The sequence below is a fragment of the Pseudomonas sp. HLS-6 TE3448 genome, assembly GCF_053629555.1.
The window spans coordinates 368,866-389,102 of sequence record NZ_JBRJIO010000001.1 but is presented as its reverse complement, the minus strand read 5'-3'; the positions used below and the strand labels follow the sequence as shown (position 1 = coordinate 389,102).

The following is a 20,237-nucleotide window of genomic DNA, read 5'->3' as shown; positions in this document are numbered from 1 at the left end:
GCCCGGCTCCTATGGCTAGAGTGAGTTCAGGAATGCCAGCAGCGCGGCGCGTTGCTCTGCATTGAAAGTCAAGACGTGTTGTTGGGCGGCCTTGGCCTCGCCGCCGTGCCAAAGCACCGCTTCGAGCAGGTTGCGTGCACGGCCGTCGTGCAGGAATTGGGTGTGGCCACTGACTGTTTCGGTCATGCCGATGCCCCACAGCGGTGCGGTACGCCAGTAAAGGCCACCGGCAGCAAACTCGCTGCGATCGTCCGCCAGATCCGGCCCCATGTCGTGCAGCAGCAGGTCGGTATACGGGCGGATCACCTGGTTGGCCTGTTCCGGCTCCGCGGCGTTTGCCGAGGTGGTGAACGTCGGGATATGGCAGCGTTGGCAACCGGCTTCGAAGAACAGGTTCTTGCCGGCCAACACCTGTGGTGAGTCGACATCCTTGCGTGCGGGCACTGCCAGATTGCGGGTATAGAACAACATCAAACGCAGAATGTTATCGCTGACCTCCGGTTCACCACGGTCTTGGCGGGCATTCAGGCAGTCGGTTTGTGTCGGTGTACAGTCGTCTATCGGGCGCAGGCGGGTGGTCAGCCCCATGTCGCCGGAGAAGGCGTGCACGTTTTGCTGGTTGAGGTTTGGTTGCCCGGCTTTCCAGCCAAAGCGGCCCATGACGGTTTTACCCTGGGCATCGTCCCACACCTGATTGGCATAGCCTCGGATGCCGTCACCGTTGCTGTCGTAGGGGTCGGCGTTAGCCAGGATGGCCTCTTCCGGAATGGCTTCCAGCAGACCGAGGCCAATCATCGGCGGTGCGACACGTGCGGAGAAACGTGTGTCGGGATGCATTGGCCCGTAGCCAAGTTGGCTGATAACCAGCTTTGGCTTGCGCAGCTCGACCGTGGTGCCGTCTGTGAAGGTGACGCTGTGTGGTGTGTACTCCACCCGTACTTTGCCTTCGGGTGCAACTCCAGGCACAGCCATATCCTGCAACTGTCCGCCATAGACCGGTTCGGGTACGACACCCAGGCGTTCGATGACCGGCAGATATTCTGTTGCATTCGGGATCGACAGGCGCACCAGCATCGAGGTTGCGCTTTTGGCCTCTGGCCCAGGAGGGTGGCCGCGACCGTCCCTGATGTGACAGTTCTGGCAGGCATTGGTGTTGAAGAGGGGGCCCAGGCCGTCACGAGCGGTGGTTGTGGACGGTGCAGTTACCCACGGGTTGCGGAAGAAGCTGTTGCCGACACTGAAGTCGAGCCGGCGGCTCGGCGTCATATTGGCTGAGGCCATCGAAAAGGCATTTTTGTCGTGCTTGTTGACCGTCGACGTGCCGCCAGCCCTGGCTTCCCCTGGCTCAGCCTGAGTGAAGCGCGGGGCGTCGTCACAGGCTGCCAGCGGCAGTACCAAGAGCAGGAGAGAAAGGCAGCGAAGCAACGAGGACATCTGAAATCCTGAGGCGCGAGCAAAAACCGGCTCGCAAGCTTAGCAGGCTATCCGCTTGTTGAATAAGAGGGATTTGCGTTTGCTTGATGAAATTTGCGCGTGGCGGCTAATGCGGGGGAGGGCGCTGCCGGCCTGAAGGCCGGTAGCGGTGCTTGGCGGGCTGTAATGCCGAAGCGCGGGATACGCTGCGGTTTTACATCATCTTCAAGGTAAAACGATTGCCCTCCAGACTGATGATCAAGTTATGGTTGCCGCCACCCCGGTTGTTTCCCGGCACTTCCAGGGTGCCGCCCGTATAGTCCATTTCAGGGCCGAATAAATATTTAACCGCATTTTCATGGGCCGGTTCCCAGTAATCTTGAAACAGCCACAGCGTTGTCTCGGCTTTAGCACCCATGACCAGTTCAATGGCTTTATAGTTTTCTGAGACCTTTCCGATCCACGGTACGTTCATGCAGCCGTTCCATGCAGATTGTGCGCCGATGGAAAACAGATCGCTTTTGCTTTCGCCATTGCGAATGGACAAGGTGTACGGGGTGTTATTTGCGATGGATCGCAGAATGCTGACGCTCGCCATAAATTGCTCCAGTTTCCGGGTAGGTTCAAAGTTCAATGTTGGGGTTCGGGCGGGGCTCTGTTGCTTGGCCATACACATAGACGGCGTGCATGGTTATTTCGTTTAGCGGGGAAGGAAGTTCTTCAGGTGAATAACGTCCTTCAAGGGAGAGTCCGTGACCGCGTGCCGTTGTTTCAAAGGCCTTTCTGAAGGGCTCGGCAGGGTCATAGAGGTATACTTTGCCACCCGGCGCGCTCAGTACCCTGCACATTTCCTGGGCGGCGCCCACGGTTATAGGAGCCCCCATCAGTGTTTCGCAGGGGTACTGGTCTTCTGCGAGTGGAAAAATGGGGTAGTCATAATCATTCACGGGAATAAGGCGGGGTATTTCCTTTCCTGTATTCGGGCCGTTGGATATCTTTTGGCCATCTTTATTGATGTTGTCTGCATCCGTAAAACCGGTGATAAAAACGGTGTCAGATATTTTGTCAATGATTCGGCCTTCTCCCCAGATGTCGAGTATTTTCATCAGGGCACGCTCCTTGAGTGTCTCTATATTGATATATGGAGATGGAAGAACTTCCGGTGTTCATGTTTTATAAACTGTCATTTCTGTGCACAGCTGATCCGTAGAGTTGAACACTCTGAAACGGTGATAACAATGCGAACGCTGGACAGTAACGTGTAGGAGGAGGGCGGTTTGACAGGAGGGCTATTGGCGAGGCAAACGTACGGGGCCTGGTGACGCTGTGTGAAGTTCAAGTCGTATAACGCAACATGCCCGATGCAGGGCATCGGGCATGTGGTTTACAACGGAGCGCTGAACGGCTGATCAGAATTCGTGATCGGCGGTGTCTGGTTTCAGGTCATTGATCCCCAGCTTGGCGGCTGCCTGCTCAATGGCGCCGGTCTGTTTGACCAGGGCGGCAATGGCATCACGGATGATCTGGTTACCGGCAGCGTTGTCTGCGGCGATGAGCTGGTCGTAGTGTTCGCCTTTGGCGGCATGGTCAACGATGACCTGCAGTTTTGCCTCGGTGGCTTCCAGATCGGCCTTGAGAGTAGCGTCGGCTGCTGGATCGGCCTTGGCTACCAGCGATGACAGGCTCGGGCCAGTCAGCTTGGTACCGTCAGCTCGGGTGTACTCGCCCAGGTAGACGTTACGGATACCTTTGGCATCGTAGAAGTGCGAGAAGTGGGTGTTGTCGCTGAAGCAGTCCTGCTCGTCTTCAGGGGAGTTGGCTTCCAGGGACACCTTCATGCGCTCTCCGGCCAGCTCGCCCAGCGACAGGCTACCCATGCCGAACAGCATCTTGCGCAAACCATCGGTAACCGGCTCGGCTTCGAGGGTGGCACGGTAGTTGTCAGCAACACCTGGCTTCCAGTTGCCGACCATGGTTTCCAGGTCATCGACCAGCAGTTGGGTGACGGCCTTGAGGTAAGCGCGGCGACGCTCGTTGTGGCCACCGGTGGCGCCTTTACCTTCCAGGTAGTCCGATGCAGGACGTGCACCCGCACCTGGGCCGGTGCCGTTCAGGTCCTGGCCCCAGAGCAAGAACTCGATGGCATGGTAGCCGGTGGCGACGTTGGCTTCGGAGCCGCCCAGCTCGTTCAGGCTGGCCAGTTTCTCGGCAGTGATGTCCTTGACGTCGACCTTGTCTTCACCCACCTGGATTTCAGTGTTGGCAATGATGTTGGCGGTGCCGCCCGGGTTGCCCAGGGCGTGCTCATAGTTGGCATCGACATAATCGATCAGGCCTTCGTCCAGCGGCCAGGCGTTCACTTGCCCTTCCCAGTCGTCGATGATGGTGTTGCCGAAGCGGAAGGTTTCGCTCTGCAGGTACGGAACACGTGCAGCGACCCAGGCGGCCTTGGCGGCTTTCAGGGTTTCGTCGTTGGGGGTGGCGAGGAAGGCGTCGATGGCGCCTTGCAGGGTTTTTGCGGTGCTCAGGGAATCGCTGAAGACGGCGTAGACCATCTCGGTGTAGTGCTTGATCACGGCCTTGCTGGCGGCTTCGTCAAGTGCACCTGCGGCAGGGGCGGCAGCACTGGCGGCGGGTGTCTGTGCTTGCGGCGCGTTGGCCTTGTCCTTGCTATCGCCGCAACCGGCGAGAGAGATGGCAATGGCCAACAGACTGGCGGTGGCCAGAGGCATACGAATCATGGCGATTTCCTGCGTCGAGAAGTTGAACAGGTGTGCGGGTGCACGCAAAACTGCAACATAATGCGAAAGATTTGCATTTGATGTAAAGGGGCAATACATAAATATTCAAATGCTTGTCGCTGGCGTTTTGCGGGCGCGTCAGAGGATTGAAACCTGACTTCGGCTTGCCTGTTTGAGGAACGTGGTCAGCTCTCGAGCGGGTAGCGGCTTGCTGTAGTGGTAGCCCTGGCCTTCGTGGCAGCCTTGGGCAACGATGTAGGCCTCCTGTTCGGCCGTCTCAACGCCTTCGGCGATGACCTGCATGCCCAGGCTCTTGCCAAGCTGGATGATGGCCCGAACGATGGTGGCGTCATCATCATCCTCGAACAGGTCTTGCACGAAGCTCTTGTCGATCTTGATCTTGTCCAGTGGCAGCGACTTCAAGTAACTGAGCGACGAGTAGCCGGTGCCGAAGTCGTCAATGGCGATCATCGCGCCCGAACGGCGCAAGCTCAGCAGGTGCTGCGCTGCGGTGCTGATGTCTTCCATCAGGCCGGTTTCGGTAACTTCCAGCTCCAGGCTGCGTGGCGGCAGGCGGTAGATCTGCAACAGGTTGTTGACCACCCGCGGCAGTTCATTGTGGTGCAGTTGCACGGTGGACAGGTTGACTGCCATGCGCAGTTCGCTGAAACCCTGGTCATGCCACTCGCGCAGCTGACGGCAGGCCTGGTCGAGCACCCATTCACCGATGGTGATGATATTGCCGTTCTGTTCGGCCAGCGGGATGAACTGGTCGGGCGGTACCATGCCCAGTTCGGGATGTTGCCAGCGGAGTAGCGCTTCAACCCCGACGACTCGGTGGTCGCGATAGCTGATCTGTGGTTGGTAGACCAGAAACAACTGGTTGCGTGGCAGGGCCTCGCGCAGGTCTTTCTCCAGCTCGCGGCGGCGACGCATCTCGCTGTCGACGCTGGCAATGTAGAACTGGTAGCGGTTGCGTGAGCGGGTTTTGGCCAGGGTCATGGTCTGCTCGGCCTTTTGCAGCAGTTTCTCGGTGCTGTCGCCATCTTCCGGGAACAAGGTGATGCCGATGGTCGCACGCAGGCGAATTTCCTGGTGGTCCAGTGCAAAAGGAGCTTCCAGATCATCGAGGATGCTTTGCGCCAGCTCGGCGGCTTCGTACGGCTGCTCGATATCGGCCTGAACCAGTGCGAATTGGTCACCACCGAGTCGGGCAAGGGCTCCCAGACGGCCACTGTGCGCACGCAGGCGGTCGGCCAGGGCCAGTAGCAGTTGGTCTCCGGCCTGGTAGCTGAACTGTTCGTTGATGCTCTTGAAGTCATCCAGGCCAACGCACAGTACGGCTACGCGACGCTGCAGGCGTCCAGCGTCGACCAGGATCTTGTCCAGTTGCTGCTGCAACTGCTGGCGGTTTGGCAGCCCGGTCAGAAAATCATACTGAGCCATGCGCTGCAGACTGTTTTCGGCTTCGTGACGCAGGTGGGTATTGCGTTCGATGGAGGCCAGCAACTGGTTGGCAGTATTGACCCATACACCCAGTTCGTTCTTTTCGTGCCCCTTGAGCAGCGGCAATTTGTGTTGGCTTGGGCGGTCCGGATTGATCTGAGTGAGATGGTTGATGATCTTTGAGAGCGGTTTGGTCAGTAACCAGTGGTAGACCAAATACAGCACCAGGCCCATTGCCAGAGCGCGTAGCACGCCAGAAATGAAGATGATCACCGAGCTGACGATGAAGTCCTGGCCGTAGGTAGCGGTATCGAGGGTAATGCTCAGGTCGCCGTAATACTCACTGTAAGGGCCTCGACCGATCAGCTGTGTCTTGAAGGTCTTTTGCTGGCCCAGAATCAGGTCGGTCAACCAGCGCGTTTGCAGTTCCTGCAATGGCCGATTCTTTTCTGCAAGCATGGTTTCGTTGGGATGGCCAATGGACGCCATGCGCACCGATTGGTCCTGGAACAGGCCTTCGATGACCTGCATGCCCATTTCCCGATCGAGGCTATAGACCGCCTGCGTAGAGGGGTCTCGGAACATGTCTAGGATACGCTGGGCATCGGTTGCGACAGCCTGGCGCGTCTTGTAGGCGTCGAACACGATCTGCGCGCAGCTAAGTACTACACCGACGACCAGCGCCGAGAGCAATACCACCCTGAGCAACTTGACCGATAAGCTGTTCTTGAGTTCCAGCTTCAATGGGGTTTCCTTAATCCATGCGCATGGCATCATTTTGCCATCAATCTTGGCAATCCACTATCGGCCTTCAACACGTATTACTCGATCTTCTGAGTTACTTCGTCAGAGGTTTGCGATCCTTGTGTCACTGTATCGGTTGTAAGGCCTTGCGACTTTAGTGTGGGGTGACAACTTTCCCACGCCTTGATGTTAGCGCGGTATCGGTCTACGGCAAGCGCGCAGAGCGGTAGAGTGTGCGAAAAAAAACCCGGCCAGGCCGGGTTTTTTTCAAAGCAGTTGCATTCAGGCAGTGAAGGTTTTGCCTTCGAACTGCTCGGCAACGAACTTCCAGTTAACCAGGTTCCAGAACGCCTCGACGTACTTTGGACGCAGGTTACGGTAGTCGATGTAGTAGGCGTGCTCCCAGACGTCGCAGGTCAGCAGCGGGGTGTCGCCGTTGGTCAGCGGGTTGCCGGCGCCGATGGTGCTGGCCAGAGCCAGGGAACCGTCAGCCTTCTTCACCAGCCAGCCCCAGCCCGAACCGAAGGTGCCGACGGAGGTCTTGGTGAACTCTTCCTTGAACTTGTCGAAAGAGCCAAACGCAGCGTTGATGGCGTCAGCCAGGGCGCCCGTTGGCTGGCCGCCGGCGTTTGGTGCCAGGCAGTTCCAGTAGAAGGTGTGGTTCCAGACCTGAGCGGCGTTGTTGAAGATACCGCCCGAAGAGGTCTTGACGATCTCTTCCAGGGTCTTGCCTTCGAACTCGGTGCCAGGCACCAGGTTGTTCAGGTTCACGACGTAGGTGTTGTGGTGCTTGTCGTGGTGGAACTCCAGGGTTTCCTTGGAGATGTGCGGCTGCAGGGCGTCGTGGGCGTAAGGCAGCGGCGGCAGTTCAAAAGCCATGGTGATTCTCCTAATCAGGTCTGTTGCGGTGAGCGCAAGGCCGATCACGGGCGGCCGGAAGTGCATCGGCGAGTCTGTACTCTTTGCGACGCAGGGTCCGGATCATAGCACCGGACCCCAGGCTTAACCACGCAACAAGTGTGTGGGAAAGAGGTTCCAGAGCCTTCTTCCGGTTTTAAGCGATGTTGTCTCAGCCCAGGATCAGTTGAGCGGCCACCGCAAACATCATGACCGCCACCATGAGGTCGAGCATCCGCCAGGTATTCGGCCGGGCCAACCAGGGCGCGAGCCAGGCGGCGCCCAGTGCGAGGGTAAAAAACCACAGTGCCGAGGCACTGGCCGCACCGGCCACGTAGGCGCCGGGCATGGTTTGCTGAGCACCGAGCGAGCCAATCAACAGCACGGTGTCCAGGTACACATGCGGGTTGAGCAGGGTGACCGCCAGGGCGCTGAGCAGTACTGCCTGGCGCGAGCGTTGTCCTTGGCCTTCGGCGTGTTGCAGGCTTTGCTGCGAACAGGCACGTATCAGCGCTTTGCTGGCGTACCAGATCAGGAAGACCGCGCCGCCCCAACGGGCGATTGCCAGCAGCGTGGGATTCTGGGCCAGCACCGTCGCCAGGCCGAAGACGCCTGCGGCCACCAGGATTGCGTCACACACGACGCACAGCATGGCCACCGGCAGATGATGTTCACGGCGCAGGCTTTGGGCGAGAACGAAGGCGTTCTGGGCGCCGATCGCCATGATCAGGCCAAAGGCGACCAACAAGCCGTTTAGATAACTTTGCCACATAGGAAGAACTCCACAGACGACTGCCGTTGCCCCTCGTCAGGCCACGCAGCAGATATAAAGAAGATGCTGGTGATTCTGGGCAAAACAGCTGTATAAGAAAAACAAATAAAGCTGATCTGGCATTAGGAAAAATAATGTTCGATTACAAATTGCTCTCGGCCCTTGCTGCGGTGGTCGAACAGGCGGGCTTTGAACGTGCCGCCCAGGTGCTGGGTTTATCGCAGTCGGCCATCTCGCAGCGGATCAAGTTGCTTGAGGCCCGGGTGGGCCAGCCGGTGCTGATCAGGGCCACACCGCCGGGCCCGACCGAGATCGGTCGGCGTCTACTCAACCACGTACAGCAGGTGCGGCTGTTGGAGCGCGATCTGCAACGGCAGGTACCAGCATTGGACGAGGAGGGCATGCCCGAGCGTCTGCGCATTGCTTTGAACGCCGACAGCCTGGCGACCTGGTGGGCGGCAGCAGTGGGTGAGTTCTGTGCTGAGCAGCGCTTGTTGCTGGACATGGTGGTGGAAGATCAGGATGTCGGGCTCAAGCGCATGCGGGCGGGTGAAGTGGCCGCCTGCCTATGTGGCAGCGAGCGGCCGGTGGCCGGTGCACGCAGCTTGTTGTTGGGTGCCATGCGTTACCGGGCGGTGGCGAGCCCGGCGTTCATGGCGCGTCATTTTGCCAATGGCTTTGAGGTCACGCGGTTATCACGCACGCCTGCATTGGTGTTCGGCCCGGACGATTTCCTGCAGCACCGCTACCTGGCGTCGCTGGGGGTCCAGGAGGGGTTTATGCATCACTTGTGCCCGTCCTCGGAGGGGTTTCTACGTATGACCGAGGCTGGTCTTGGGTGGGGGCTGGTGCCCGAGTTGCAGGTGCGCGAACAGCTTTCATCGGGGCGTCTGGTAGAAATACTTCCTGATACCCCTATCGATGTGCCGTTGTACTGGCATCATTGGCGCAACGGCGGGCAATTGCTCGGGCAACTGACGGAGCATCTTGCGACGACAAGCCGGCAATGGCTGGTGCCGTTGTAGGCGCGACTCGCGTCTGCAGCATCTGAGATATTTCTAAGCGGAGTGGTTCATGCGAATTCTGGTCACCGGCGCAAGCGGCTTTATTGGCGGGCGCTTTGCACGCCATGCGCTTGAGCAAGGCCTGGATGTCAGGGTCAACGGCCGACGCGCTGAGGGTGTTGAGCACTTGGTACGTCGTGGTGCGCAGTTCATTGCTGGCGATCTGGGTGATCCTGAACTGGCCCGGCGCTTGTGCCAAGGTGTCGATGCCGTTGTGCATTGTGCGGGTGCTGTGGGGCACTGGGGGCGCTATCAAGACTTCCATCAGGGCAATGTGGTGGTCACCGAGAACGTCGTTGAAGCCTGTCTGAAGGAGCATGTCCGACGCCTGGTGCACCTGTCATCCCCGTCGATTTACTTCGATGGTCGGTCGCACATGGGGATCACCGAAGATCAGGTGCCTCGACGTTTCCATGATCATTATGCGAGTACCAAGTTTCTTGCTGAGCAAAAGGTCTTCGGGGCGCAAGAGTTTGGCCTCGAGGTACTGGCCCTGCGTCCGCGCTTTGTCACCGGTGCCGGGGACGTCAGCATTTTCCCACGGCTGCTGCAGATGCAGCGCAAGGGGCGCCTGGCCATTGTGGGCAATGGCCTGAACAAGGTCGATTTCACCAGTGTGCAGAACCTCAACGAGGCGTTGTTCAGCGCCTTGCATGTTGGTGATGAGGCGCTGGGCAAGGCGTACAACATCAGCAACGGGCAGCCGCTGCCCATCTGGGACGTGATCAATTATGTCATGCGGCAGATGCACGTGCCGCAGGTGACACGCTACCGCTCGTTCGGCCTGGCATACAGCTTGGCGGCGTTGAATGAAGGGGCTTGCCTGCTGTGGCCAGGTCGCCCACAGCCGACCCTGTCGCGCCTGGGTATGCAGGTCATGAACAAGGACTTCACGCTGGACATCAGCCGAGCCAGGCATTTGCTTGACTACCGTCCGACGGTCAGCCTTTGGACGGCGCTTGATGAATTTTGTGGTTGGTGGAAAGCACAGCACATCGGCCACTGAACCGATCGGTTCGCGGGTGGTCGATCAGTGCGGCCCTCGGGCGGTTTATACTAATGCTCATTTGCTATCACGGCGGTTGAAGGTACCCATGCGTAACGATGCCCATGACGATTTCGATGATGTCCCAAGCCTGAGGGCCGAGGCGCGTGATCACGACGACTTCACGCCGGCTGCTCAGCCTCACGCCGGTGTGCGTCAACCTGCCCGCAAGGGCGGTGCAACAGGCCCGCTCTGGGCATTGCTGGGGGCGTCCTTCATTACGCTTGCCGGGCTCGGCTGGTGGAGTTTCCAGCAAATCTCATTGATGGAGCAGCAACTGGTTGCCACCCAGGAAAGTTTTGCGCGTATCAGCGAAGATGCAGCGGGGCGCCTGCAGGCGATCAGTGGCAAGGTCGCTGCCAGTGAGTCCAGCGTGACCACTGGCAGCGAAGCGCTGAAGTTGCAGATCAAGCAACTGCAGGCCAGTCTGGCTGAGCAGCACAAGCAGCAGCAGGGTGTCGCCGGTCAGCAGGGCGATTTGGGCAAGCGTCTGGAGCAGGCACTGGCACAGGCCAGTGAGCAGCAGGCAGCCAATGCCCAGGTGCAAGCCCAGCTCAAGGCGGTTACCGCCGAATTGGCTGCCTTGAAGGCTGCTCAGGCCGAGTCTGACAAGCTCGATGCTCAGCTCAAGGGTTTGTCGGCTGAAGTCGCGGCGCTGAAGAAGCAAGGTAATCCGAACGCGGCGATCGAGCGTCTGGAGCAAGACTTGATTGTGCTCAAGAGCGAGCAGGAACACCGCCCGGCAGCGAGTGCAGGCGCGGGGGCGTCTACGGCTGAATTCGATGCCTTCCGTGGCCAGGTGACACGGAACATCAATACGCTGCAAAGCCAGATACAGAACCTGCAGCAGCAGATCAACGCGCGGCCTTGAGGCCGCGGTTGAACGGATCATCTGCCTGCGCCCCTTGCCCTTGTGTGTGCGGTTGCCGCTGCTGGGGCGCGGGGTGCCTTGATCGCAGGCAGCTTCCGTGTTGTTGACTACATCCGTGGGTAGTCGATGTACCCGACCGGGCCCTTGCCATAGAAGGTTTCCGGGTGCGGTTCATTCCACGGTGCATCGGCTTTCAGGCGCGCGGGCAGGTCCGGGTTGGCAATGAATGGAATGCCAAAGGCCACTGCATCTGCCTTGCCGCTGGCCAAGGCTGCGCTGGCAGAGGCTTTGTCAAAGCGCTCATTGACGATGTAAGGACCACCAAACGCGGCTTTGATCAACGGGCCTATGCTGTCATCAGCCTCTTTTTCCCGTGAGCAAATGAAGGCGATACCCCGTTTGCCCAGCTCGCGGGCGACATAGGTGAAGGTTTCGGCACGGTTCGCGTCGCCCATGTCATGGGCATCGGCGCGTGGCGCCAGGTGCATGCCGACACGTTCTGCCCCCCAGACCTCGATCACTGCATCGGTCACTTCCAGCATCAACCGTGCGCGGTTTTCCAGTGAGCCGCCGTACTGGTCGGTACGTTGGTTGGTGCTGCTCTGCAGGAACTGGTCGAGCAGGTAGCCATTCGCACCATGGATCTCGACGCCGTCGAAGCCCGCCGCCTTGGCATTCTCGGCACCGGTACGATAGGCCTCGATGATGTCGGCAATCTCTGCGGTCTCCAGCGCTCGAGGGGTCGGGAACTCGCTGATTGGCCGTACCAGGCTGACATGGCCTTTGGGTTGAATGGCGCTCGGTGCCACCGGTGCTTCACCATTCAGGTAGCTGGGGTGGGAAATGCGTCCTACATGCCACAGCTGCAGGAAGATCCGACCGCCGGCCGCATGTACGGCCTTGGTGATTTGGGTCCAGCCACGGACCTGATCATTGGACCAGATACCGGGTGTGTCCGGGTAGCCGACGCCCATGGGCGTCACTGAGGTGGCTTCACTGAGGATCAGCCCGGCGCTGGCCCGCTGCACGTAGTACTCGGCCATCAGCGCATTGGGTACGCGGCCTTCGTCCGCCCGGCAGCGGGTCAGCGGAGCCATGATGATACGGTTCGGCAATTGCAGATCGCCGAGGGTAATGGGGTCGAAAAGCGTCGTCATTTACGTAGACCTCGTTGCAATCAGTGGGTGGCAGGTGCCAGTTCGGCGTTGTCGCCGTTCTGGCGGAAAGTAATCAGGGTGACGATCAGGGCCATAACCGCCAGTGCGGCAGCAGCCAGCGGCACACGGGTCAGCCCCAGGCCTTGGTCGATGACCGTGCCACCGACCCAGGCGCCGAGCGCATTGCCCAGGTTGAAGGCGCCGATATTCAGGGTCGATACCAGGTTTGGCGCGGCCTTGCCGAAGCTCACTACGTTGACCTGCAAGGCCGGTACGGCGGCGAAAGCGGCGGTGGCCCAGAGAAACAGGGTGATTTCGGCAGGGATCAAGGCGGTGCTGGTCCAGGACAGCGCCGTGCTGATCAGCGCCATGGCTGCAAACACGCCCACGAGGGTGGCCGCCAAACGGCGATCAGCCAGTTTGCCGCCCAGAACATTGCCTACGGTCAGGCCTAGGCCGATCAGCAGCAGGGTCCAGGTCACGCCTCGCGGGCTGACGCCAGTGACATCACCGAGCAGCGGTGCGACGTAGGTGAAGAGGGCAAACATCGACGCGGAGAACAGTACGGTCATCGACAGCGACAGCCAGATACCCGCACCTTTGAGCGCTGCCATTTCCGAGCGCATGTCGAGTTTTTCTTCATCATGCTTGTTGGGCAAGAAACGGATCAGACCAAACAAGGCGACGACACCGATCAGGGTCACGGCCCAGAAGGTCGAGCGCCAGCCCGCTACCTGGCCCAACGCTGTGCCCAGGGGCACGCCGAGGACGTTGGCCAGTGTCAGGCCGGTAAACATCAAGGCCACAGCCGACGCACGACGATTGGCTGGCACAAGGTTCGCCGCCACTACCGAGCCGATACCAAAGAACGCGCCATGGCAAAGGGCGGTGACCACACGGGCGAACATCAGCACGTTGTAATCACTGGCCAGTGCGCACAGCAGGTTACCGATGATGAAAATACCCATCAGGGCAACCAGGGCTGCCTTGCGCGGCAACCTGGCGGTGGCCAGAGCCATGAACGGTGCGCCGATTGCCACGCCCAGGGCGTAGCCGGTGACCAGCCAGCCAGCGCCGGGAATCGAGACGCCCAGGTCGGCAGCGACATCGGGCAGCAGGCCCATGATGACGAATTCGGTGGTGCCGATAGCAAACGCGCTCAGCGCCAGTATCAGTAAGGGAAGGGGCATGCGAAGGTCCTTGTCAGAGCTCTTGGCTCATTTGCTTGAGGAACGCCTGAATGGTGTCCTCATTGCGTTTGAAGAAATGCCACTGCCCGATCTTCTGGCTGCTGATCAGCCCGGCGCGTTGCAGGGTTGCCAGGTGCGCCGACACGGTTGACTGCGACAACCCGCAGCGTTGATCGATCTGCCCTGCGCAGACACCGTATTCGGTGCTGTGCTGCTGATCGGGAAACTGTACGTGTGGGTCTTTCAGCCAGTTGAGGATTTCTCGCCGTACTGGATGGGCCAGGGCTTTTATTATTTCGTCGAGATCAAGGGTCATGGTGGTGGCTCATGAGGGGTAACGGTATATCGCGATGCAGCGAAATATAAATCGGTATTTTGCGATATACAAATATGAAGAGGTTCTTAGCACTGCGTAAATCGGTATATCGGGTTATAACGATATGTGCGGGCCAGGTGCTAAACTGCGCGGATGAACTACCTTGCACATCTCCATCTTGGCGGCCAGCAGCCCGAGCAATTGCTCGGCAGCCTGTATGGCGACTTCGTCAAAGGGCCGCTGGACGGTCGCTTTTCGCTGTCGTTGGAAGCGGCTATCCGTCTGCATCGACAGATCGATGTATTCACCGACAGTCACCCCGTGGTGCATGAGGCGCTGGGACGGTTTCCACGCGAGCGTCGGCGCTATGCGGGGATCATTCTTGATGTGTTCTTCGACCATTGCCTGGCCCGGGACTGGCTTGATTATGCCGATCAGCCGTTGACGCAGTTTACTCACCGGGTCTATCGGGTGCTGGCCGAGCAGCCGGTGCTACCGGGTCGCCTGGCGCAGATAGCCCCTTATATGGCGGCTGACGACTGGCTGGGTTCATACCGTGAGTTTGCGGTGCTGGAGCGCGTGCTCAAGGGCATTTCCCGACGGCTGTCGCGCCCCGAGGGGCTCGACGGTGCCTGGGAGGAGGTGCAAGCGTTGTACGAGCCTTTGCAGGAAGACTTTCGGCTGTTCTACCCGCAGTTGCAGGTCTTCGCACAGAAAGCCCTGCGTTAAGCCGCTTTGGCCCGCCGTTGCGGCATGGCCTCTGGGGGCTGACCGTACAGCGCGCGATGCACGGCCTGCTGAGCGTTCAGGGCCAGTACGGCGCGCTCCTGATCATGGCTGGCGATGGGCTCAAGCAGGTGAATCTCGACCTCGGCGCGTTCATGGCTGAACAGGCGCAGCAGGTGCGAGAGCAGGTCATCATCGCCGATAAAGGGTGCGATGGCGTCTGTTTCGCCATTGCGCAGGTAGCGCAAGGCGACCGGTTGCACTGGCACGCCGGTATCGATGGCGCTGGCCAACAAACGGCCGTGAAACGTGCGCAGGCTGCGCCCATCGGTGGTGGTGCCTTCCGGGAATATCAGCAGGTCGCACTGTTGTTGCAGGTGCTGGCTGATCTGCTTGCGCAGCAGTTGGCTGTCGCCGCCTCCGCGACGGATGAACAGTGTGCCTGCCTTGTGCGCCAGCCAACCGGCTACAGGCCAGGTGCGTACTTCGGCCTTGGACAGGAACGCCAGTGGCGTGATCATGCCGAGCAACGGGATGTCCGTCCAAGACACATGATTACTCACCCAAAGCATGGGTTGTTGCGGCAGGTTGCCCACCACCGTGACCTTGAAGGGCAGGGCATTGCTCAACTGGCGCATGAACAGCTGCGACCAGCGTTGCCGGCGCTGTAGCGAGGGGTTCAGGCGAAGGCGTTCGTAAAGGCTGAACAGGCTTGCCATGCTCAGCCCGAGAAGAACCACCAGCAACAGGCGCAGAACGCGTCCCTGGACGCGCAGGCGCCGCATCAGACGGCCGCCTTGAAGTGGCGAGCGTAGCGCGGGCAGAGGTTGTCGCGCTTGAGCAGGATGAACACGTCGGCGACCTGAAACGCCTCGTCCCAGCAGGGTTCGCCACAGATCTTAGCCCCCAGGCGCATATAGGCCTTGAGTAGCGGCGGCATTTCGGCGATGACATTGCCTGGCAGGGCCAGGTTCGGCAGTGGCGTTTTCGGCTCTGCGCGCAGGTGCTCGTTACACAGGTAGCGCTCGCGCAGGCGCTGCATGATGGCATGGGCCTGAACGCCACCATCCTGCATGGGAATACTGGCGCAACCCATCAGGTAGCTATAGTTGCCTTCGTTGAGCACTTCAGCCAACTCGCTCCACAGTACGGCGATGGTGCCGCCATTGCGGTAGGCCGGGTCGACGCAGGTTCGACCCAGTTCCAGGATCGGGCCATGCAGATGGCCGAGGCCGTGCAGGCTGAATTCTTCTTCACTGTAAAAGCGGCCCAGCGTACTGGCCGCCTGGTGGTCAAGAAGTCGGGTGGTGGCCACCAGGCGCCCGCTGGTCAGGTCACGTACACCGATATGCTGACAGTGAGGGTCGTAGTCATCCATGTCCAGGCCGTGTTCTGCTCCGTTTAGCTTGGCCTTGAATTCACTGCTGAACACGTTGAAGCGCAAGGCCTGTGCTTCTTGCAGGGCCTCTGGGCCGACCAGACGTTCGGCTTGCAGACGGCGTTCAGTGCTGTTGTCGCCAGAGCGAGCGATCTGAGTCATTGCGAGTCTCCATAAGCCAGCCATGGGGTTGCGGCCGGTCGACTTTGTTGTGCAAAGTCAGCCTAGGTAGACGTGGTGTCACCCCGGTGAATGATTGGTGATGCTTCTATGACAGCCTTCTAAGGAGTCCCTCAATGGTCTGGCTGGAACGACTCAACCACATGCCGTCTCAACCGCTGTTGGCGACGTTGGGGGAGACCTACAGTGTGTTGCTCGAGCGGCTTGGCACCTGCAGCCCGTTCGAGTTGGCAATCCTGGGTGGACGGTCGATGCCGACCCCGGGCTTGGCCTTCTTGCTTGGTTATCAGGCTGCGTTGCGGGTGCTTTGGCCCAGTGCACCGCAGAGCCTTGGTGCCCTGTGTGCCAGCGAGCGACGCAGTGTGCGCCCGGCCGACATGCAAACCCGGCTTGATGAACTGCGCCTGAGTGGCAGCAAGGATTTTGTCACCGCCGGGCTGGATGCCGACTGGCTGTTGGTGGCCGCCCGCAGCGAGGCAGAGGGGCAATCACCGCGCTTGAGCCTGGCCGTGGTTTACCCCGGCGAGCCAGGGGTTCGTTTGGAGCCTTTGCCAGCGCTACCGTTGATGCCAGAGGTCGGGCATGCCCGGCTGCACCTTGAGCAGGCGCTGTGCGAGCGTCTGGCCGGTGATGGCTGGGATGCCTATGTCAAACCCTTTCGCACCCTCGAAGACCTCTATGTGCTCAGCGCTCTGTGTGCCTGGCTGTATGGCGTTGGCCAGGTCAGCGGATGGCCGCAGAGCCTGCAACTACGCCTGATCAGTCTGCTTGCCGGCTGTGCCGAGGGTAGTCGGCTGTGTGCGGATACGGTGGCTTGTCACCTGCTGCTGGGCGGGCTGTTTGCCCAGTTCGCGGGCTTGCGGGAGGAGATCAACCGTGCGTTGCTGGCCAGCAATGGGCAGTGGGCCAGCCTCTGGCAGCGCGATCAGGGCGTTCTTGATATCGCCAGTGCTGCACGGGCCAAGCGCCTGGCCAAGGCCTGCGCCGCTGCGGGATTGTCATAGAACCGGAGTAGTCTGGGGCGGATCGACTGTCTTGAGGTTCGGCCATGGGCAAGGCTGTACTGCTGATCATTGCATTGAGCGTGTTTGCGCTGGAGGGCCGTGCAGCAGAGATCTGGCCCGATTCGGACTGGGCTTCGACAAGCCCGCTGGCAGGCCCCGCGTTGCAGGCACTGGAGGCGTACGCGTTTGCGCCGCGTGGCAGTCAAGGCCGTGAGGGCGTACGCACGGATGCTTTGCTGGTCGTCCAGGATGGGCGCATCGTGTATGAGCGCTACGTGGCACCGACGTCGGCGCAGACACGCCATTTGACCTGGTCGATCAGCAAGAGCGTGCTGGCGACGGTGCTCGGCGTTGCCTACGGCCAAGGGCGTTTCAGCCTGCAAGATCCGGTGGCGCGCTATTACGCGCCGATGCAGGCTCACCCTGAGGTGCGCATTGAAGACCTGCTGCACTGGGCCAGCGGCCTTGCGTGGCAAGAGGACTATGAGTACGCGCCGCTCAACTCTTCGGTCGTGGCCATGCTCTATACCCGAGGGCGCGCGGATATGGCCGCCTACGCCGCCAGCCGTGCCCGTGCTGCCGGCCCCGGTGAGCGTTTTCTCTACTCCAGTGGCGACAGTAACCTGTTGGCGGCGGCGCTGCGTGGCATGGTCGATAGTGAGGATTATGCCTGGCAAGCCCTGTTCCAGCCGTTGGGGATCACTCAGGCAACCTGGGAACGGGATGCCAGCGGTACGTTGGTCGGCTCCTCTTACCTGTACCTGAATGCCCGCGACCTGGCCCGCATTGGTTTGCTGATGTTGCGTGATGGGCGCTGGCAGGGGCAGCCGTTGCTGCCGCCTGAATGGGTGGCGTTCAACCGCCAGCCGTTTACAGCGGCGAGCGCAGCGCCGGGCGAAGCAACACCCGGTGGCCACTGGTGGTTGAATACGCCTGTTGCAGGCAGCACCAGGCCCTGGCCGGATGCGCCCGCCGAGACGTTTGCCGCCTTGGGGCATTGGGGCCAGGCACTCTACGTCTTGCCCGCTCAGAAACTGGTGATCGTGCGCTACGCGGATGATCGCGATGGGCGCTATCAACATAACGAACTCCTCAAGCGGGCCCTCGCGGCTTTCGCGGGAGAACAACCGTGAAACGTGTGTTGCTGGTGCTGCTGATTAGCGCGTGCGCCTGGGCCGGGTGGGAGCGGGAGGCCTTGCTGGCGTTTCCTGGTGTGCTGAGTGCCTACTCTGCCAAGGAGTACTGCTCCTGCCGTTACGTGATGGCATTTTCTGCCGAGTATTGCCGTGGATATGTTCAGCAGTACCTGCCATTGAGTACGCTGCGCGATGAGCCGTCTTTGCACTTGGTCAGCGCTACAGGGTTGGGGCGTAGCAATCGTGCCGTGTGGGAAGGGCCGAGGCAGGGCTGTCGCTTGCTGCCATGAGGGTGTGCAGGTAAGGTTGGCGGCTACTGTGCCTATGGATTTCACATGTTCAAATCGTCCCGCCTTTTCTTCGCTCTGCTCGCAGCGTTGGCCTTGCCGGCCCAGGCTAATTGGTACCTGGACAACGAGTCGTCGCGGCTGTCGTTTATTACCAACAAGAATGGTGATGTCACCGAAGTCCATCGTTTTCTGGTGTTGCATGGCAAGGTCGATAGCAAAGGCGCGGCTGAGTTGCAGATCGAAATGGACTCGGTCAATAGCGGTATACCATTGCGTGATGAGCGCATGCGCAAAGACCTGTTCGAGGTCGCCCGTTTCCCCTATGCACTGATTCGGGCCCAGCTTGACCTGCGTCCGATCAATGACCTGGCCAATGGTGCTCAGTTGGAGTTGCGTTTGCCGGTGACGGTCAGCCTGCATGGCAAGGAGCATAGTTACAGTGCTCAACTGCTGGCGACTCGGCTTGATGAGCGGCGCTTTCAGGTGGTAACGCTTGAGCCGCTGATGCTGCGGGCTGAAGAGTTCGACCTGGCACCGGGCCTGGATGCCTTGCGCAAGGTCGCCGGGCTGCAGTCCATCAGCCTGTCGGTTCCGGTGGGTGCGGTGCTGATTTTCACGGCGCGCTGAGATGGCCGGGGCGGTCTTTCCCTGGCGCGGGGGTAACCAGTTCGAGTTACTGATCGACGGCCCCGAATTTTTCCCCCGGATGCTCACCGCCATCGTTCGTGCCCAGTATCAGGTAGACCTGGAGCTCTACCTGGTGGAAGCCGGTGCCTGCGCCGAGGCGATGGTGTCGGCGCTGGTTCAGGCAGCAGAGCGCGGTGTGCACGTACGCTGCCTGTTCGATGCTTACGGATCGTTGGCGTTTACGCTGAGCTTGCGCCAGCGACTGCTGGCGGCCGGTGTCGAGTTACGCTTTTACAACCGGCTGAGCTGGCGCCGTGGTGTGCGCAACCTGTACCGCGATCACCGCAAGTTGCTGCTGGTGGATCAATCTTGGGCGGTCGTCGGCGGTACGGGTGTCACGGATCAATTCTGGACCCCAGGTGAAGAGGTCAGCGAGTGGCATGAGGTCATGGTCGAGATGCGCGGGCCGCTGCTGGCGGACTGGCAGATGCTGTTCGACCGGCAGTGGCGAGCCAACTTGCGCCGCACAGCCTGGCGCCCGCCGACTCATTTTGGTTTGCCACGGGTGCCTCGGGTACCGCCAGAGGGCAAAGGGCAGGGGCGTGTGGCCTATGCCGATGCCCGGCAGCACCGCGATATTCTGCAATCGCTGGTGCGCGCGCTGAACAGTGGGCAGCGTCGGGTCTGGTTGGCGACACCTTACTTTCTGCCGACCTGGAAAGTGCGTCGTTCATTGCGTCGGGCGGCTTCACGGGACGTCGATGTGCGCCTGCTATTGACGGGGCCGCGTACCGATCATCCGTCGGTGCGCTATGCCGGCCATCGCTATTACCCCCGGCTGTTGCGTGCCGGGGTGAAGATCTTTGAGTACCAGCCCTGCTTCCTGCATTTGAAAATGGTGCTGATTGACGATTGGGTGAGCATCGGCTCGTGCAATTTTGACCATTGGAACCTGCATTTCAACCTTGAAGCCAACCTTGAGGCACTTGACCCGCCGTTGACCGCAGCAGTGGCCGCCAGCTTCGAGCGAGACTTCGCCCAGAGCACGGTCATTGACCTCGAGCGTTGGCACGCCCGGCCCTGGTGGAAGCGGGTTCAGCAGCGGATGTGGAGCTGGCTGGATCGTCTGGTGGTCAACCTGTTGAATCTGCGCGACTGAACGACTCTCGCTGTAGTACCAGACTATTACCCGCCGTTGGCTGGGGAGGGCTATTGTGATGGAGAACTTTCCCCCCTGTGC

At 60.2% G+C, this 20,237-nt stretch carries 21 protein-coding genes; 9 read left to right on the top strand and 12 right to left on the bottom strand.

Features of this window, described 5'->3' with window-relative positions; all coding sequences use genetic code 11:
• Nucleotides 1–15: 15 nt before the first annotated feature.
• From AB7M23_RS01825 to AB7M23_RS01795, 7 genes are all read right to left on the bottom strand, one after another.
• Complete coding sequence (locus AB7M23_RS01825) at nucleotides 16–1,434, bottom strand: di-heme oxidoreductase family protein (protein ID WP_454240110.1); 1,419 nt, start codon at nucleotides 1,432–1,434, stop codon at nucleotides 16–18.
• Between the two features lie 193 nt (nucleotides 1,435–1,627).
• On the bottom strand, nucleotides 1,628–2,011 hold the full coding sequence (locus AB7M23_RS01820; protein WP_330523037.1) for a hypothetical protein: 384 nt from the start codon (nucleotides 2,009–2,011) through the stop codon (nucleotides 1,628–1,630).
• 25 nt (nucleotides 2,012–2,036) lie between these two features.
• Nucleotides 2,037–2,519: a hypothetical protein gene (locus tag AB7M23_RS01815; RefSeq protein WP_454240109.1), complete on the bottom strand. Its 483-nt coding sequence runs from the start codon at nucleotides 2,517–2,519 to the stop codon at nucleotides 2,037–2,039.
• Between the two features lie 303 nt (nucleotides 2,520–2,822).
• Entirely contained in the window at nucleotides 2,823–4,154 is a 1,332-nt protein-coding gene (locus AB7M23_RS01810) for an imelysin family protein (RefSeq protein ID WP_454240108.1), read from the bottom strand.
• 138 nt (nucleotides 4,155–4,292) lie between these two features.
• Nucleotides 4,293–6,374, bottom strand: coding sequence for a putative bifunctional diguanylate cyclase/phosphodiesterase (locus tag AB7M23_RS01805; RefSeq protein ID WP_454242139.1), 2,082 nt, complete (start codon nucleotides 6,372–6,374; stop codon nucleotides 4,293–4,295).
• A 252-nt stretch (nucleotides 6,375–6,626) separates the two neighbouring features.
• Nucleotides 6,627–7,223 carry a superoxide dismutase gene (locus tag AB7M23_RS01800; protein ID WP_065761069.1) on the bottom strand — a complete coding sequence of 199 codons (597 nt, stop codon included), beginning with the start codon at nucleotides 7,221–7,223 and terminating at the stop codon, nucleotides 6,627–6,629.
• A gap of 190 nt (nucleotides 7,224–7,413) precedes the next feature.
• Complete coding sequence (locus tag AB7M23_RS01795) at nucleotides 7,414–8,013, bottom strand: LysE/ArgO family amino acid transporter (RefSeq protein ID WP_454240107.1); 600 nt, start codon at nucleotides 8,011–8,013, stop codon at nucleotides 7,414–7,416.
• 134 nt (nucleotides 8,014–8,147) lie between these two features.
• Between AB7M23_RS01795 and AB7M23_RS01790 the strand changes: the two genes are divergently transcribed.
• From AB7M23_RS01790 to AB7M23_RS01780, 3 genes are all read left to right on the top strand, one after another.
• Entirely contained in the window at nucleotides 8,148–9,038 is an 891-nt protein-coding gene (locus AB7M23_RS01790) for a LysR family transcriptional regulator ArgP (protein ID WP_454240106.1), read from the top strand.
• Between the two features lie 49 nt (nucleotides 9,039–9,087).
• Nucleotides 9,088–10,083: an NAD-dependent epimerase/dehydratase family protein gene (locus tag AB7M23_RS01785; RefSeq protein ID WP_454240105.1), complete on the top strand. Its 996-nt coding sequence runs from the start codon at nucleotides 9,088–9,090 to the stop codon at nucleotides 10,081–10,083.
• An 88-nt stretch (nucleotides 10,084–10,171) separates the two neighbouring features.
• Nucleotides 10,172–10,993 carry an ATPase gene (locus tag AB7M23_RS01780; protein WP_102052615.1) on the top strand — a complete coding sequence of 274 codons (822 nt, stop codon included), beginning with the start codon at nucleotides 10,172–10,174 and terminating at the stop codon, nucleotides 10,991–10,993.
• Nucleotides 10,994–11,100: 107 nt separating this feature from the next.
• Here AB7M23_RS01780 and AB7M23_RS01775 read toward each other — a convergent pair whose 3' ends face one another.
• From AB7M23_RS01775 to AB7M23_RS01765, 3 genes are read right to left on the bottom strand one after another with little or no spacing between them, the layout of a single operon-like run.
• Nucleotides 11,101–12,150, bottom strand: coding sequence for an alkene reductase (locus AB7M23_RS01775; RefSeq protein WP_099775694.1), 1,050 nt, complete (start codon nucleotides 12,148–12,150; stop codon nucleotides 11,101–11,103).
• 20 nt (nucleotides 12,151–12,170) lie between these two features.
• Nucleotides 12,171–13,340, bottom strand: coding sequence for an MFS transporter (locus AB7M23_RS01770; RefSeq protein WP_099775693.1), 1,170 nt, complete (start codon nucleotides 13,338–13,340; stop codon nucleotides 12,171–12,173).
• 13 nt (nucleotides 13,341–13,353) lie between these two features.
• Nucleotides 13,354–13,656, bottom strand: a complete 303-nt coding sequence (locus tag AB7M23_RS01765; protein WP_065761062.1) for an ArsR/SmtB family transcription factor — start codon at nucleotides 13,654–13,656, stop codon at nucleotides 13,354–13,356.
• 153 nt (nucleotides 13,657–13,809) lie between these two features.
• Between AB7M23_RS01765 and AB7M23_RS01760 the strand changes: the two genes are divergently transcribed.
• Nucleotides 13,810–14,385, top strand: coding sequence for an acyl carrier protein phosphodiesterase (locus tag AB7M23_RS01760; RefSeq protein WP_454240104.1), 576 nt, complete (start codon nucleotides 13,810–13,812; stop codon nucleotides 14,383–14,385).
• Here AB7M23_RS01760 and AB7M23_RS01755 read toward each other — a convergent pair.
• Together AB7M23_RS01755 and olsB are read right to left on the bottom strand one after the other, a co-directional pair.
• Complete coding sequence (locus AB7M23_RS01755) at nucleotides 14,382–15,167, bottom strand: lysophospholipid acyltransferase family protein (protein ID WP_065761060.1); 786 nt, start codon at nucleotides 15,165–15,167, stop codon at nucleotides 14,382–14,384. The two genes, AB7M23_RS01760 and AB7M23_RS01755, sit on opposite strands and share 4 nt — an antisense overlap.
• Nucleotides 15,167–15,922, bottom strand: a complete 756-nt coding sequence (olsB, locus tag AB7M23_RS01750; protein ID WP_065761059.1) for an L-ornithine N(alpha)-acyltransferase — start codon at nucleotides 15,920–15,922, stop codon at nucleotides 15,167–15,169. Before olsB ends, AB7M23_RS01755 begins: the two co-directional genes overlap by 1 nt.
• 134 nt (nucleotides 15,923–16,056) lie before the next feature.
• Between olsB and AB7M23_RS01745 the strand changes: the two genes are divergently transcribed.
• From AB7M23_RS01745 to AB7M23_RS01725, 5 genes are read left to right on the top strand one after another with little or no spacing between them, the layout of a single operon-like run.
• Complete coding sequence (locus AB7M23_RS01745) at nucleotides 16,057–16,944, top strand: acyl-CoA dehydrogenase middle domain-containing protein (protein WP_102052616.1); 888 nt, start codon at nucleotides 16,057–16,059, stop codon at nucleotides 16,942–16,944.
• 44 nt (nucleotides 16,945–16,988) lie between these two features.
• Complete coding sequence (locus AB7M23_RS01740; RefSeq protein WP_454240103.1) at nucleotides 16,989–18,077, top strand: serine hydrolase domain-containing protein; 1,089 nt, start codon at nucleotides 16,989–16,991, stop codon at nucleotides 18,075–18,077.
• Nucleotides 18,074–18,370: an amidase gene (locus tag AB7M23_RS01735; protein WP_330523041.1), complete on the top strand. Its 297-nt coding sequence runs from the start codon at nucleotides 18,074–18,076 to the stop codon at nucleotides 18,368–18,370. Before AB7M23_RS01740 ends, AB7M23_RS01735 begins: the two co-directional genes overlap by 4 nt.
• Before the next feature lie 45 nt (nucleotides 18,371–18,415).
• A complete protein-coding gene (locus AB7M23_RS01730) occupies nucleotides 18,416–18,997 on the top strand; it encodes a YceI family protein (RefSeq protein ID WP_454240102.1) in 582 nt (193 codons plus the stop codon).
• Between the two features lies 1 nt (nucleotide 18,998).
• A complete protein-coding gene (locus AB7M23_RS01725) occupies nucleotides 18,999–20,156 on the top strand; it encodes a phospholipase D-like domain-containing protein (RefSeq protein WP_454240101.1) in 1,158 nt (385 codons plus the stop codon).
• Nucleotides 20,157–20,237 lie beyond the last annotated feature (81 nt).